The organism is Nitratireductor sp. OM-1, assembly GCF_003296175.1.
Classification (GTDB): Bacteria; Pseudomonadota; Alphaproteobacteria; order Rhizobiales; family Rhizobiaceae; genus Nitratireductor; species Nitratireductor aquimarinus.
In genome coordinates, this window is sequence record NZ_CP029209.1 from 776,545 (window position 1) to 789,647 (window position 13,103).

The 13,103-nt window shown below is 63.6% G+C and carries 12 protein-coding genes; 6 read left to right on the top strand and 6 right to left on the bottom strand.

From position 1 onward, the window contains the following. Positions 1 to 192: 192 nt before the first annotated feature. Positions 193 to 1,161 carry an adenosylcobinamide-phosphate synthase CbiB gene (gene cbiB, locus DEJ54_RS22720; protein ID WP_113157020.1) on the bottom strand — a complete coding sequence of 323 codons (969 nt, stop codon included), beginning with the start codon at positions 1,159 to 1,161 and terminating at the stop codon, positions 193 to 195. Here cbiB and cobD point away from each other — a divergent pair. Together cobD and DEJ54_RS22730 are read left to right on the top strand one after the other, a co-directional pair. Next, complete coding sequence (cobD, locus tag DEJ54_RS22725; protein ID WP_113157021.1) at positions 1,154 to 2,200, top strand: threonine-phosphate decarboxylase CobD; 1,047 nt, start codon at positions 1,154 to 1,156, stop codon at positions 2,198 to 2,200. The two genes, cbiB and cobD, sit on opposite strands and share 8 nt — an antisense overlap. Further along, positions 2,200 to 2,706, top strand: a complete 507-nt coding sequence (locus DEJ54_RS22730) for a tyrosine phosphatase family protein (protein WP_113157022.1) — start codon at positions 2,200 to 2,202, stop codon at positions 2,704 to 2,706. Before cobD ends, DEJ54_RS22730 begins: the two co-directional genes overlap by 1 nt. Positions 2,707 to 2,770: 64 nt before the next feature. Here the strand turns inward: DEJ54_RS22730 and nhaC are convergent, their stop codons facing one another. The 4 genes from nhaC to DEJ54_RS22750 form a co-directional block, all read right to left on the bottom strand. Further along, on the bottom strand, positions 2,771 to 4,282 hold the full coding sequence (nhaC, locus tag DEJ54_RS22735) for a Na+/H+ antiporter NhaC (protein ID WP_113157023.1): 1,512 nt from the start codon (positions 4,280 to 4,282) through the stop codon (positions 2,771 to 2,773). A 198-nt stretch (positions 4,283 to 4,480) separates the two neighbouring features. Further along, positions 4,481 to 5,485, bottom strand: coding sequence for an LLM class flavin-dependent oxidoreductase (locus tag DEJ54_RS22740; protein ID WP_113157024.1), 1,005 nt, complete (start codon positions 5,483 to 5,485; stop codon positions 4,481 to 4,483). Positions 5,486 to 5,780: 295 nt separating this feature from the next. Beyond that, positions 5,781 to 6,971, bottom strand: coding sequence for a CaiB/BaiF CoA transferase family protein (locus tag DEJ54_RS22745; RefSeq protein WP_371685987.1), 1,191 nt, complete (start codon positions 6,969 to 6,971; stop codon positions 5,781 to 5,783). Between the two features lie 13 nt (positions 6,972 to 6,984). Next, a complete protein-coding gene (locus DEJ54_RS22750) occupies positions 6,985 to 7,950 on the bottom strand; it encodes a hydroxymethylglutaryl-CoA lyase (RefSeq protein ID WP_113157025.1) in 966 nt (321 codons plus the stop codon). A 150-nt stretch (positions 7,951 to 8,100) separates the two neighbouring features. On the opposite strand from DEJ54_RS22750, the gene DEJ54_RS22755 reads away from it, so the two are divergent. From DEJ54_RS22755 to DEJ54_RS22770, 4 genes are read left to right on the top strand one after another with little or no spacing between them, the layout of a single operon-like run. Further along, entirely contained in the window at positions 8,101 to 8,793 is a 693-nt protein-coding gene (locus tag DEJ54_RS22755; RefSeq protein WP_113157026.1) for a GntR family transcriptional regulator, read from the top strand. Between the two features lie 60 nt (positions 8,794 to 8,853). Then, positions 8,854 to 9,822 (top strand): tripartite tricarboxylate transporter substrate-binding protein, encoded by a 969-nt coding sequence (locus DEJ54_RS22760; protein WP_113157027.1) that lies wholly within the window; start codon positions 8,854 to 8,856, stop codon positions 9,820 to 9,822. Next, on the top strand, positions 9,819 to 10,250 hold the full coding sequence (locus tag DEJ54_RS22765) for a tripartite tricarboxylate transporter TctB family protein (RefSeq protein WP_162742448.1): 432 nt from the start codon (positions 9,819 to 9,821) through the stop codon (positions 10,248 to 10,250). Before DEJ54_RS22760 ends, DEJ54_RS22765 begins: the two co-directional genes overlap by 4 nt. Positions 10,251 to 10,254: 4 nt before the next feature. Continuing rightward, a complete protein-coding gene (locus DEJ54_RS22770) occupies positions 10,255 to 11,763 on the top strand; it encodes a tripartite tricarboxylate transporter permease (RefSeq protein WP_113157029.1) in 1,509 nt (502 codons plus the stop codon). A gap of 429 nt (positions 11,764 to 12,192) precedes the next feature. On the opposite strand, the gene purU is transcribed toward DEJ54_RS22770, so the two are convergent. Then, positions 12,193 to 13,047, bottom strand: coding sequence for a formyltetrahydrofolate deformylase (purU, locus tag DEJ54_RS22775; RefSeq protein ID WP_113157158.1), 855 nt, complete (start codon positions 13,045 to 13,047; stop codon positions 12,193 to 12,195). Between the last annotated feature and the right edge of the window lie 56 nt (positions 13,048 to 13,103).

Genomic DNA, 13,103 nt, shown 5'->3' on the forward strand with positions numbered 1-13,103 from the left:
AGGTGGTGCGTGGTCGACAAGCTCACCATGAGGGAGGGAGAGACACAGCAACTGCGTCCTCCATGTTGATGAACAGGCTTGCCAGTCGCCACCTCCCTCATGGTGAGCTTGTCGAACCACGCACAACGCAGCTGCCAGAAGATCAGAGAGCGTGGCAAACGCGCCCCACGCCTTCGCCTCAATCCGCCAATCTCAGAAAGCCAGATGCCAGAGCCCGGCGGCAAGCGCCAAAAGCCCGATCAAAAGCCCGTCCGCAATCCGATAGAGCGTGAGCGCCCGGCGGATGTCGCCGGCATTGGCGGCGCGGCGGCCGCCATCGCCCATCACCGCATCATCCACCACCTCGCCGCCATAGCGGCGCGGGCCGGCAAGGGCGAGGCCCAGCGCGCCCGCCATCGCCGCTTCCGGCCAGCCGGCATTGGGCGAACGATGATGGCGCGCATCACGGCGCACCGCCCGCCATGCCGCTCCAGCCGAGGCGTCGCGCATGAAGAACGCAGCGGTAATGAAGAGAAACGCCGTCAGGCGCGAAGCGGGCAGGTTGATCAGATCGTCAAAACGCGCCGCCGCCCAGCCGAAATGAAGATGCCGCGCGGTCTTGTGGCCGATCATGGAATCGGCCGTGTTCGCAGCCTTGTAGAGCGCGCCGCCCGCCAGTCCGCCAACCGCCAGCCAGAACACCGGCGCAACCACGCCGTCGGAGCAGTTTTCGGCAAGGCTCTCGATGGCCGCGCGCGAAACCCCGGCCTCGTCGAGGCTTTCAGGATCGCGGCCAACGATCTGCGAAACCGCTTTTCGGCCTTCCGGAAGCCCGCCGGTGTCCAGCCCGTCCGCCACCGCTTTCACATGGCTTGCAAGGCTCCGCTGGGCGATCAGAGAACTGCCGGCAAGCGCGGCGACCAGCAGCCCGGCCCAGCCGGAAAGGGCCGTCTGGATCAACCAGCCGGCAAGACCTGCGAGCATCAGAATGACGACCAGCGAAAGCACGCCATTCAGGCGGCGCGCACCGGGCGAAAGGGTTTCAACATTGCATCGCGCGTCCGCCAGCGCGATAAGACGGCCAATCCAGGTGACGGGATGACCGATCAGGCGAAAGAGCCGCTGCGGATAACCGATGGCGAGCTCGACCAGCATGGATGAAAGGGCGATCAGAATGGACATCAGGCCTCGACTGGCTGACCGGGCGGCGGAGAAGGTAACCGATCACGGCGGCAGTCTCGTTCGGGCTTCGGCGCAGTTTCCAGACGCGCCGACGCCCTGGCTCGACCTGTCCACCGGCATCAACCCGCACCCCTATCCTGTTTCGCCCCTGCCTGCCAGCGCCGTCGAGCGCCTGCCCGAAGAAGCCGACATTGCCGCGCTGACCGCGCACGCGGCCCGGCATTACGGCGCGCCGTCTTCGGCAAACGTCATCGCCGCGCCCGGAACGCAGCTTCTTCTCCCGCTGGTCGCATCGCTTCTGGCACCCGGCCCGGCCCGCATTCTCGGCCCCACCTATGCCGAACACGCGCGCGCAGCCGCACTGGCCGGCCATGCGGTCGAAGAGGTGGAGAGCTTCGATGCGCTTCGTGGCGCGCGGCTCGCCGTGGTGGTCAATCCAAACAATCCCGACGGGCGGCTGATCGGTCGAAGTGACCTTCTGGATCTCGCCGCAAGCCTGCGCGCTGATGGCGGCGTTCTGGTGGTCGATGAGGCCTTCATGGATGTTGGCCCGCAGGCCGAGAGCCTCGCCGGCGATGTGGAAGCCGGCAACATCCTCGTGCTGCGCTCGTTCGGAAAGTTCTTCGGTCTCGCAGGCCTGCGCCTGGGGTTCGCGCTCACCTCCACTGAACGCGCCCAAAAACTCTCAGGCTGGCTCGGTCCGTGGGCTGTTGCAGGGCCGGCGCTCCACGCCGGGCTCGAGGCGCTTGCAGACCATAACTGGCAAAGCGCCATGCGCCAGAGGCTCGCGACGGAGCGCTTGCGTCTCGACGCGCTCTTCCACGAACAGGGTCTGACCATCGCCGGCGGAACGGATCTCTTCCGCTTCCTGCGCCATCCGCGCGCGGCGGATCTTTTCGATCATCTTGGCCGCAGCGGCATTCTCGTTCGGCGCTTCGCCGGACGGCCGGATTGCCTGCGCATCGGCCTGCCGGGCGATGATGAGGCTTTCGAACGCGTGCGCGCCGCTCTGCAAAGCCGGGACGGGGGAGGGGCATAATGCTTTATGTCTGCCCCGGCGCGCATCTACAGCGCATGCTCAAGGCCACCGGCGCACAGCACATGATTTCGCTCACCTCGAACGGCGAGCCCCCGGCTCTGGATGATGCCAGCGCCGTGCCGAACCGCCTGCACCTCGCCATGCACGACATCGCGGATCTGCGTCCCGGCCTCATCGCGCCGGAGCTCGATCATGTCGAACGCCTGCTCGATTTCGCACAGGACTGGGACTGGCGCTCGCCAATGGTCGTGCATTGCTATGCGGGCATCAGCCGCTCCACGGCCGCCGCCTATGTCATCGCCAACGCCTTCGCCCGCGAGATGGACGAATTCGCCCTTGCGCAGATGCTGCGCGAGCGCGCCCCGAGCGCCACGCCCAACCGGCGCATCGTCGCGCTGGGCGACCGGCTCCTTGAGCGCGAAGGCCGGATGATCCGCGCGATCCACCAGATCGGCCGTGGCGCAGAAGCTTTTGCGGGCGAGCCGTTTCACTACCCCGCCCGCTGAATGTGAAACAGGCCCCGTAGATCGCCGCGCGTCCATCCAAGGGGCCTGTCCGTGTCACAGCGGCTTATTCCGCCGGTGTCGTGCTCGGTATGGCGGGTGTCTCCCAGCCATGGTCGCTCAGATCAGCGATGGTCTCACCGCTATCGTGCCAGCCCTGTATCTCCGCCTCGCTCGCCCGTGGCGAGAAAAGCCCCGTATAGGCATAGACGAGCCCGATCACCGGTGAGAGCCAGCAGGCAAAGGCGAGCGGAATGTAGAGCAGGTTCTCCAGATGCCCGTCCGAGACGCCGAGCGCCAGCGCGCTGATGACGAATGCGCCGCCAGCATTCCACGGAACCAGCGGCGAAATCAGCGTACCGCCTTCCTCGATCGCCCGCGACAGGTTGAGCGTGGAATAGCCCATGCCACGATAGACCGGCGCATACATGCGGCCGGGCAGCGCGATGGAAAGATAGGGATCGCCCGCCACCAGATTGGTCGCCATGGAGGTGCCGACGGCGGCCGTCTGGATGCCGGCGAAGCTCTTCACCTTCATCATGATGGCGCGGATGATCGTCTCCAGGCAGCCGGTCTTCTCCAGAGCCCCGCCAAAGCCGAGCGCGATCAGCACCAGTGAGATCGTCCACATCATCGACTGGATGCCGCCGCGATTGAGCAGCGAGTCGATTTCGCTCACACCCGTGTCGATCTTGTAGCCGCTATTGGCGTAGGTGAAGACATCATGCAGCCCGACGCCCTGCACGAGCATCGCCGTCAGGCCGCCAGCCAGAACGCCTGCAAACAGAGAGGGGATAGGCGGCATGCGCTTCACGGCCAGCGCGATCACCAGAATGGCCGGCAGAAGCAGCCAGGGCGAGATCACGAAATTGTCCTGCAGCGACGAGGTGATCGCGTTGATCTTGTCAAAGGATGCACCACCGGACTCGATCAGCGCATAGCCGGCGAAAAGGTAGATACCGAGCGCAATCAGCATGGAGGGAATGGTGGTCGGCATCATGTTCTTGATGTGCGAGAACACGTCGACGCCCGTCACCGCCGGGGCAAGGTTCGTCGTGTCGGAGAGCGGCGAAACCTTGTCGCCGAAGAACGCGCCGGAAACCACCGCGCCTGCCGTCCAGTAGACGGGTATGCCGAACCCCGCACCAATGCCCATCAGCGCCAGGCCGACCGTGCCGACCGTGCCCCACGAGGTTCCCAGCGACAGCGAAACGACCGCGCAGAGAAGCATGGCGGCGGCGAGGAATATCTGCGGAGACAGAATGGTGAGGCCGTAATAGATCAGCGTCGGCACCGTGCCGCTCGCGATCCAAACGCCGATGATCATACCAACAGTGATCAGAACCGAAACGGAAGGCAGTGACACGTGGATGACGTGGAACACGCCCTTTTCGATGTCTTCCCAGTCAAACCCCAGCTTGACGCCGACAAGGCCGGTAATCGCCAGCCCTATGGCCAATGGCACATGCGGGGTGAAATCGTCGAAGTAGAATAGCTGTACGCCAAGCACGATGAGCGTGAGCAGCACCGGCGTGAGCGCAAGCGGTAAGCTCGGCAATGCCTTTTGCGAGGACGACATGTCTCTCTCCCATTATCGTTCGAAGAAAGGCGCGTTTTCCCCGCGCTCTTGTTCACTTGACGATAACAGGAGCAAAAACTCGTTTGGTCTTAATTTGCCGATTTCAAGGTCGATCAGACCAAATTTTCCAAAATCCTTGGATCAGTTCAGGCTTAAAGCATATCTCCAACAGAGCTGTTATGGGGTCATCCTGTGGCCTCAGACCTCCTGCGAAGTCCGGGTTTCAGAGAGAATTTCCGCCGCGATCCGGAAGGATTTGAGGCGCGCCTCATGGTCGTGGATCTGGCCGGTGATGATGATTTCATCCGGCCCGTAGCGGGTGATGAAACCATGCAGCGCATCGCGCACCGTATCCGGGCTGCCCGCCGCCGTGCAGGCCAGCGCCTGCGCCACACCTGCCGCGATTGCCGGGTCGAATGTTGCTTCCACATTCTCCATCGGCCGGGGCAGGGGGCCTGGCCGCCCGAGGCGCAGATTGGCAAAAGCCTGCTGCATTGTGGACTTCAGGAACATGCCTTCCGCGTCCGTATCGGCTGCAAAAACGTTCAGCGCCATCATGAAATACGGCTTCTCCAGATGCTCCGAAGGACGGAAGGTCTGGCGATAGATCTCGCTCGCCTGTTCCAGCGCCGCGGGTGCAAAATGCGAGGCGAAGGCGTAGGGCAGGCCCAGATGCGCCGCGAGCTGCGCGCCATAAAGGCTTGAACCGAGAATCCAGATCGGCACATGCGTGCCCGCGCCGGGAATGGCGCGCACTTGCTGGCCGGGCTGCCCGTCGCCGAGATAGGCCATCAGTTCCATCACGTCGCGCGGAAAGCCGTCGCCATCTTCCAGCCCGCGCCGCAGCGCACGCGCCGTCGCCATGTCGGTGCCGGGCGCGCGACCAAGACCGAGGTCGATGCGGTCGGGATAAAGCGTCGCGAGCGTGCCGAACTGTTCTGCGATGACCAACGGCGCATGGTTTGGCAGCATCACGCCGCCCGCACCAACGCGGATGGACTGTGTCGCCGCAGCCACCTGGCCGATAAGCACTGCGGTGGCCGCACTGGCAATGCCGCTCATATTGTGGTGTTCGGCCAGCCAGAAACGGCGATAACCCCATCTCTCGGTGTGGCGCGCCAGATCAAGCGTATTGCGCAGGGCGTCTCCAACACTCGAACCGTCGGGAACGGGAGCCAGATCGAGAACGGAAAACGGAACCATGGGGAAACTCCGGAGGGGCAGGACACTCCCCGGCATATGGGTGCCGTTCAACGCCGATCCAAGGGTGGCGCACCAAATGGCCCCTAAAGCAACGAACCGAGAGAATGCATCTGGGCCGCTCTTTGTACCACCGAACAGGTAGACAACGCCCCATTGCAGCGACGCTGTGCGTGGTTCGACAAGCTCACCATGAGGGAAGTTGTACCTGGCAATGAGCCTTGATCAGAGACGTTGCAAGGAGTTCAATAGCTAACCCCGTCCCTCATGGTGAGCTTGTCGAACCACGCACAGCGCTCTAATCGCTGCCGATGGCGCCCTCTTTTGCCAGCGCCTCAATCTCGTCCGCAGAGAAACCACTCGTTTCCAAAACCGCCCTGGTGTCTTCCCCCAGTGCGGGGGCGGGGTGGCGTAATCGGCATGGCGTTCCACTCAGCTTCACCGGAAAACCCAGCATCCGGATCGGCCCATGGTTCGGCTGATCCACCTCGATCACCATTTCCTGCGCGCGCGTCTGCGGGTCATTCAGCGCCTCGGCCAGGTTCTGCACCTTGCCGCAGGGCACACCGGCTGCGTTCAGGCGCGCAATCCAGGCCTCCTGCGTGTCGCCGCCGACCGCGCCGTTGATCATCTCGTTCAGTTCGGCGCGTCGGCCGAAACGCTTTTCATTCGTGTCATAGCGCGCGTCCTCAAGCAGATGGCCAAGCCCCAGCACATCGAGAAAGCGCTTCAGGATCACATCATTCGATGGAGCCACCGCAATTTCGCCATCGCTCGCCCGGAACAGCCCGTAAGGGGCGACCAGCGGGTGGTCGTTGCCGGTGCGCGCCGGCAGTTCCCCGGTGGTGAAATATTCGGACGCCAGATAGGCCATCATGCTGATTGCGCCGTTCATCATGGCGGTTTCCACGTGCTGTCCCGCGCCATTAAGATCGCGGGCGCGCAGTGCGTTGACGATGCCGAAAGCGCAGTAGAGCCCGGCCACCAGATCGGTGATCGGCTGCGCAACCCGCATTGGCTCCCCGCCTTCCGCCCCGTTCACCCCCATCAGCCCGCTCATCGCCTGTGCGATGAAGTCGAAGGCCGGGCGTTCCACATAAGGGCCGGTCGAGCCGTAGCCGTTCACATTGGCGGTCACCAGCTTCGGGTTCAGCGCCTTCAGGCGCTCTTCGCCAAAGCCCATCCTGGCCATCACGCCGGGACGAAAATTGTCGACCAGCACATCCGCGCCGGCGATCAGGCGTTCTAGAACCTGCCGGCCGCTTTCACTGTAAAGATCGATGACGACCGACTTCTTGTTGCGGTTGAAGCTCGCATAATAGGCGGAAAACCCATCCCGCAGCGTGCCCTGTTCACGGATCGGATCGCCCTTGGCGGGCTCCACCTTGATGATTTCCGCGCCCATGTCGCCCAGCATCATGGTGCAGAAGGGGCCGGAGAGAACGCGGGTCAGGTCGATGACGCGGATACCGTCTAGAGGCGCTTTCATGTCGGTCATCCCGTCAGCCATTGGCCGTCGCAACACTGTCCATGCCGTAGGTTTGAAGCCGTGGCCCCGCCTTCATAACCTGGCCGGGCAGGGTGCGCCCGATCACCGCTTCCGCCTCCCGCGAAACCCTGATCAGCCTGTCGAGATCGACGCCGCTTTCCACGCCGCATTCATCCAGCATGTAAACCAGATCTTCGGTGCAGATATTGCCCGTCGCATTCGGCGCGAAGGGGCAGCCGCCGAGCCCGCCAATGCTTGCCTCATAGCGGGTGACGCCTTCCAGAAGCCCGGCATAGACGCAGGCCAGCCCCACACCGCGCGTATTGTGAAAATGCAGCGCGATGTCGGCTTCCGGCACCGCCTCGCCAAGCGCGCGGCAGCGCTCCTGCACCAGCGGCGGCGTGGCCATGCCGGTGGTGTCGCCCAGCGAAAGCGTGGTGATGCCCATGTCCCGATAGGCCCGTGCAATGTCCACGATGGCGCTCACCGGCACATTGCCCTCAAACGGGCAGCCGAACGACGTCGCAATCGCGCCGAAGACGGGAATGTTCGCTTCTCCGGCAATCCGCACGATGTCCGCAAATCCTTCCAGAGACTGGGCGCGGGTGCGGTTCACATTCTTCAGATTGTGGCTCTCCGACGCCGACATGAAAACGACCATCGCGTCGATGCCGGCCTCGGCTGCACGAACCGCGCCCTTTGCGTTGGGCACCAGCGCAGTCAGCACCGCCCCCTTCGAGCGGTCGATCCCGGCCAGAACATCTGCTGCATCGCGCAGTTGCGGAACCGCGCGGGGCGAGACGAAGGAGGTCACCTCCAGATGACGGATGCCGGCATCGATCAACCCGTTGACGAGGGCGATTTTCCGGTCCGTTGGCACGAATTCCGGTTCCGATTGCAATCCGTCGCGCGGCCCCACCTCGATGACGCTGACGGTCTCGGGGAAGCCCTTCACATGGTGGCCGGTTGCTGCTGTCACGATTTTTCCTCCCACCTGATTGCATCGGTAGACCGGATTGGTATACCGTCTCGCAAAGTCCGGTCAATGGCCCTTCAGAAAATGGCGACCGGAAGAACAATGGCGCGGCCCGGGCATCGGCTGCGCATCCGGGAGGAAGACAGACGACCCATGGGTGAGGCCGCGCGCGACATGTCCGAACAGCCGCTTGGTGAGCGCGTCCTGTCGCGCATTCGCGGCGATGTTCTGTCGCTCAAGCTAGCGCCGGGCGAGGTCGTCTCGGAGCGTTCGCTGGAGGCAGCCTATGGCGTGTCGCGCACGCCCATCCGGCAGGCGCTGGCGGAACTGATCCGCGAAGGGCTCGTGGTCAAGGCAGAGCGCGGCTACGCCATTGCGCCATTCGATCTCCAGCAGCTCGAAGAGATCTTCGAATACCGCGAGATCGTCGAGGATGCGGCGATCCGCCTTGCCTGTGAACGCGCCAGGCCCGAAGAGCTCGACGTCATTCTGCGCACGGTGGATGAGGGCTTAAGCGATTTCACGCCGGACGACTGGTTCGAGGCCGGGCTCGATGTTCACGTGCAGCTTGCGGCCCTTTCGGGAAACCGCTTTTTGCGCGACGCGGTGCAGGATGCGGTCAACCGCACGATCCGCGCCCGCTGGCTGGTTGCCAGCTCGCCGGAGGCGCGCGCGATCGCCCATCGCGAACACAATGAAATCATAGCGCTTGTAAGGCAGCGGAAGACTGAGGAGGCCGCCGCCGCCATTCGCAGGCATGCGCAGGATGTGCGTGGGCAGATCCTGCAGGCGCTGGAGGATTCGCGTCGCCTTTTTGGCGCGCGCGGGTTCGTGGAAGGAGGCTGAGGCCGGTCAGGGAAACCGGCTTCGGGATCTCGCATCTCGGTTTCAACAAGGGAGGACTTGATGATGAAATTATCGAAGCTCTTTGGAGCGGCCGTCGTTTGGACGTCGCTCTCCGTTGCCGGCGCGACGGCAGCCGAATGCATTGCGCCCGCCGACCCCGGCGGCGGCTGGGACTTCACCTGCCGCACCATCGGCAAGATGCTCTTTGACCAGAAACGCGTGGACGCCCCGGTGCAGGTCACCAACATGCCGGGCGGCGTGGGCGCAGTTGCCTATGCCAAGGTCATGTCCTCGCGCGCCGATGACGCGGATCTGATGGTCGCCACCTCCACGGTGGGCGTCACGCAGATCGCGCAGGGCAAATATCCGGCAGACACATCCGTGATGCGCTGGGTTGCCATGCTCGGCACCGATGTCGGCGTCATTCTCGTGCCGAAGGATTCCGAATTCGAGACGCTCGATGATCTGGTTGCGGCACTCAAGAAAGACCCGAGCGCGCTTGCCGTCGCCGGTTCGTCCGGTGCGGGCGGCTGGGACCACATCCGCCTTCTCATGCTGGCGCAGGCCGCAGGCCTTTCCGGCGATGACTACAAGCAGATCCGCTGGGTGCAGTTCGACGGCGGCAGCCCGGCCGTCACGCAAATGATCGGCGGTCAGGTACAGGCGGTCTCCACCGATCTCGGCGAGATCGCAGGTTTTGTGGAATCGGGCGATGTGCGTATTCTCGCAGCCCTTTCCGACGACCGCATTCCAGCCTTCCCCGACGCCCCGACCGCCAAGGAGCAGGGCCTCGACGTGACCGGCTACAACTGGCGCGGTTTCTACACGGGCGGCGAGGTGTCCGACGAAGGCTACAGCGCCTGGGTCGACCGTCTGCAGAACCTCTATGACACCGATGACTGGAAAGAGACGGCGCAGGCCAACGGCCTTGTTCCGGTCTGGCGCGGCGGCGACGAATTCGAAGCCTATGTGAAGGACCAGTCCGAGCAGATGCGCAAGATTTCCCAGGAGATCGGAGTCATCAAGTGACAGACAGGATCGTCGGCCTTTTTCTTCTGGCCATTTCGATCTGGTACGGCGTGACCGCGGGAGACTATGAGGCGAGCTTCGGCGACCCTCTTGGCCCCGCGGCCTTCCCCGTCATGCTGTCCGTGCCTGCGGCCATTCTCAGTCTGGTCATGATCATCCGGCCCGATGAGGAACCGGCCTGGGTCACGGGCAAGCCGCTGTTGCTGCAGGTGGCGGCGGTCTCGCTGCTGCTTGCCTATGCGGGCTTTCTGGAAGTGCTCGGTTTTCCGCTTGCCACCTTCATCGCCGTCGCGCTTTTCGGGCGCATTCTGCGCAGTTCCTGGCCGAAATCCATCGCTTCGGCGGCAATCATGAGCGCGTTCCTGTTCCTCACCTTCGACAAGCTGCTCGGCCTGCCGCTGCCGCTTCTCCCAGAATTCGTGAGCTGATTTCATGGATATGCTCTCCGCCCTTGCGCAAGGCTTTGCGGTCGCCATCACGCCGACCAATCTGGCTCTGGCGCTGTTCGGCTGCTTTGCGGGAACGCTGATCGGCGCGCTGCCGGGCCTTGGTCCGGTAAACGGCGTTGCCATTCTCATCCCGCTCGCCTTCTCGCTCGGGCTGGAGCCCACCTCGGCGCTCATCATGCTGTCATGCATCTATTATGGCTGCATGTATGGCGGGCGCATTTCGTCGATCATGCTCAACATCCCCGGCGATGAACCGGCGATCATGACAACGCTCGACGGCTACCCCATGGCGCGCGCCGGCAAGGCGTCGGAAGCGCTCGCCATCTCCGCCGTCGCCTCCTTCATCGGCGCGACCTTCGCCACCATCGGCCTCACCCTGTTTGCGCCGCTTCTGGCCAAGGCCGCCATCTATTTCGGCCCCGCCGACTATTTCGCGCTCTATGTCATGGCGTTCGCCACCATTGGCGGCATCACCTCGGTCAATCCGTTCAAGACGCTGCTCGCGGCCTTCATCGGCCTGATGATCGCGACGGTCGGTCTCGACCCGGCCACGGGCACCGCGCGCTACACCGCCGGTTCGTTCCATCTCTATGACGGGTTCGACCCCATCGTCGCCATTGTCGGCCTGTTCGCCATCTCCGAAGTGCTGGTCTATCTGGAGCGGGTGCATCAGGGCGAAACCAAAATGGTCCCGCTTGGCCGTGCGCTGCCGCGCTTCAAGGACATGATGTCCGGCGGCTGGGCCAATCTGCGCGGCTCGGTCATCGGCTTCATCTGCGGCATCCTGCCGGGTGCCGGCGCATCACTCGGCGCGTTCATGTCTTACATCGCCGAACAGCGCTGGAGCGCCAAGGACGGCAAGTTCGGGCAGGGCGATCCGCGCGGCATCGCTGCGCCCGAGGCCGGCAACAACGCCGCGTCCGGCGGCGCGCTCATCCCCATGCTCACGCTCGGCGTGCCCGGCAGCGGCACCACCGCCGTCATGCTGGCGCTGCTCATCTCGCTCAACATCCAGCCCGGCCCGCTGCTCTTCGACCGGCAGCCGGAACTGGTCTGGGGCCTCATCGCCGCGCTCTACCTGGCCAATGTCGCGCTGCTCATCATGAACATCCCGATGATCGGCCTGTTCACGCGCATGCTTTCCATGCCGCAATGGGTGCTGATGCCCTTCGTCGTGATGGTCAGCTTCCTGGGCGTCTACTCGATCAGCCATTCCACCTTCGACCTGTTCGTCATGGTCGGGTTCGGCGTGATCGGCTACATCCTGCGCATGCTGGGCATTTCGCTGGTGCCGGTCATTCTGGGGCTGCTTCTGGGTGCGGACATGGAAAACAATCTGCGCCGCGCACTCTCCATCTCGAATGGCGACTTCCAGATTCTGGTCTCAAGCCCCATCGCGCTGACACTCTACGCCATCACCGCAACCATGCTGGGCCTCGCCTTCCTGCTCGCCTTCCGCGCCCGCAGGCGAAACCGCGCTGCGGCGGGCTGAACCAGCGCGAGCCCACCTCCACACTTCGTCATCCTCGGGCCTGCCCCGAGGATCCATGCCAGAACCGCAATCATCTGCGCCGACAACGGCATGGATACCCGGCTCAAGGCCGGGCATGACGAAAACCGGAGAGCAAGGCGGAACACCCAACCCTCAGCCTGAACGGCGACACCCTGCGCATGCCAGCCCCCGCCTTCCTACGCACTTTCCGCGCGCAGAAGCAAAACAGCGCTACCGCGAGCCGAACACCCCCAGCCCACCTCCACACTTCGTCATCCTCGGGCCTGACCCGAGGATCCATGCCAGAACCGCAATCATTTGCGCCGACGACGGCATGGATACCCCGCTCAGGGCCGGGCATGACAAAATCAGAGATCAAAGCGGGACGTGCAGGCCCGAGCGCCCTTCACGACACACTGTTGACAGGTGTCACCCGAAGACGACCGTCTTGTGCCCGTTCATCATCACCCGGTTTTCCAGGTGCAGCTTCACGGCGCGGGCCAGAACCCGGCTTTCGATGTCGCGGCCGGTGGCAACGAAATCCTCTGCCGTCATGGCATGCGTCACACGCTCGGTTTCCTGCTCGATGATCGGCCCCTCATCGAGATCCGGCGTCACATAATGCGCCGTCGCGCCGATCAGCTTCACGCCGCGCTCATGCGCCTGATGATAGGGCTTCGCGCCCTTGAAGCTCGGCAGAAACGAATGGTGAATGTTGATCACCTTGCCGTAGAGACGGTTCGAGAGCTCGTTCGAAAGCACCTGCATATAGCGCGCGAGGATGACGAGATCCGCGCCCGTCTCCTTGAACAGCTCAAGCAGCTTTGCTTCCTGCTCCTGCTTGTTCTCCTTGTTCACCTTCCAGCAGTGATAGGGGATGCCCTCCATCTCCGCCGTGCGGCGTGAATCCTCATGGTTCGAAACGATGGCCACCACCTCGGCGTCCAGCCAGCCGACACGGATCTGGTAGAGCAGGTGCAGCAGCGCGTGGTCGAACTTCGACACCATGATGATGATCTTCGGCCGCCGCGTCGTGTCGCTCATCGCGGTCTTCATGTCGAAGCGCGCAATGGCCGGCTCCAGCGCGCGCATCAGCCCGTCGCGTTCCACGCCCTCGGGCGCGGTCGCGGCAATGCGCATGAAGAAGCGGTTGCTCTGGCGATCCCAGAACTGGTTGGATTCAGCGATGTTCGCACCCAGACCGGCGAGTTCCGTCGTCACTGCCGCCACGATGCCGGGGCGATCTTCGCAGGTAAGATTGATGTGAAACGTCTTCTCGGTCATGGCTTTGCCTGAACTTGTGATCTGAAAGGAAAAGCGCCCGCAGGCGCGGGGCGTTT

What these genes read in the sequence shown, in the direction of transcription:
- purU (WP_113157158.1), bottom strand. Translation starts at nt 13,047, where the DNA reads ATGACCGAGAAGACGTTTCACATCAATCTTACCTGCGAAGATCGCCCC.
- DEJ54_RS22770 (WP_113157029.1), top strand. Translation starts at nt 10,255, where the DNA reads ATGGATATGCTCTCCGCCCTTGCGCAAGGCTTTGCGGTCGCCATCACG.
- DEJ54_RS22730 (WP_113157022.1), top strand. Translation starts at nt 2,200, where the DNA reads ATGCTTTATGTCTGCCCCGGCGCGCATCTACAGCGCATGCTCAAGGCC.
- cobD (WP_113157021.1), top strand. Translation starts at nt 1,154, where the DNA reads ATGGACATCAGGCCTCGACTGGCTGACCGGGCGGCGGAGAAGGTAACC.
- DEJ54_RS22760 (WP_113157027.1), top strand. Translation starts at nt 8,854, where the DNA reads ATGATGAAATTATCGAAGCTCTTTGGAGCGGCCGTCGTTTGGACGTCG.
- DEJ54_RS22745 (WP_371685987.1), bottom strand. Translation starts at nt 6,971, where the DNA reads ATGAAAGCGCCTCTAGACGGTATCCGCGTCATCGACCTGACCCGCGTT.
- cbiB (WP_113157020.1), bottom strand. Translation starts at nt 1,161, where the DNA reads ATGTCCATTCTGATCGCCCTTTCATCCATGCTGGTCGAGCTCGCCATC.
- DEJ54_RS22755 (WP_113157026.1), top strand. Translation starts at nt 8,101, where the DNA reads ATGGGTGAGGCCGCGCGCGACATGTCCGAACAGCCGCTTGGTGAGCGC.
- DEJ54_RS22740 (WP_113157024.1), bottom strand. Translation starts at nt 5,485, where the DNA reads ATGGTTCCGTTTTCCGTTCTCGATCTGGCTCCCGTTCCCGACGGTTCG.
- nhaC (WP_113157023.1), bottom strand. Translation starts at nt 4,282, where the DNA reads ATGTCGTCCTCGCAAAAGGCATTGCCGAGCTTACCGCTTGCGCTCACG.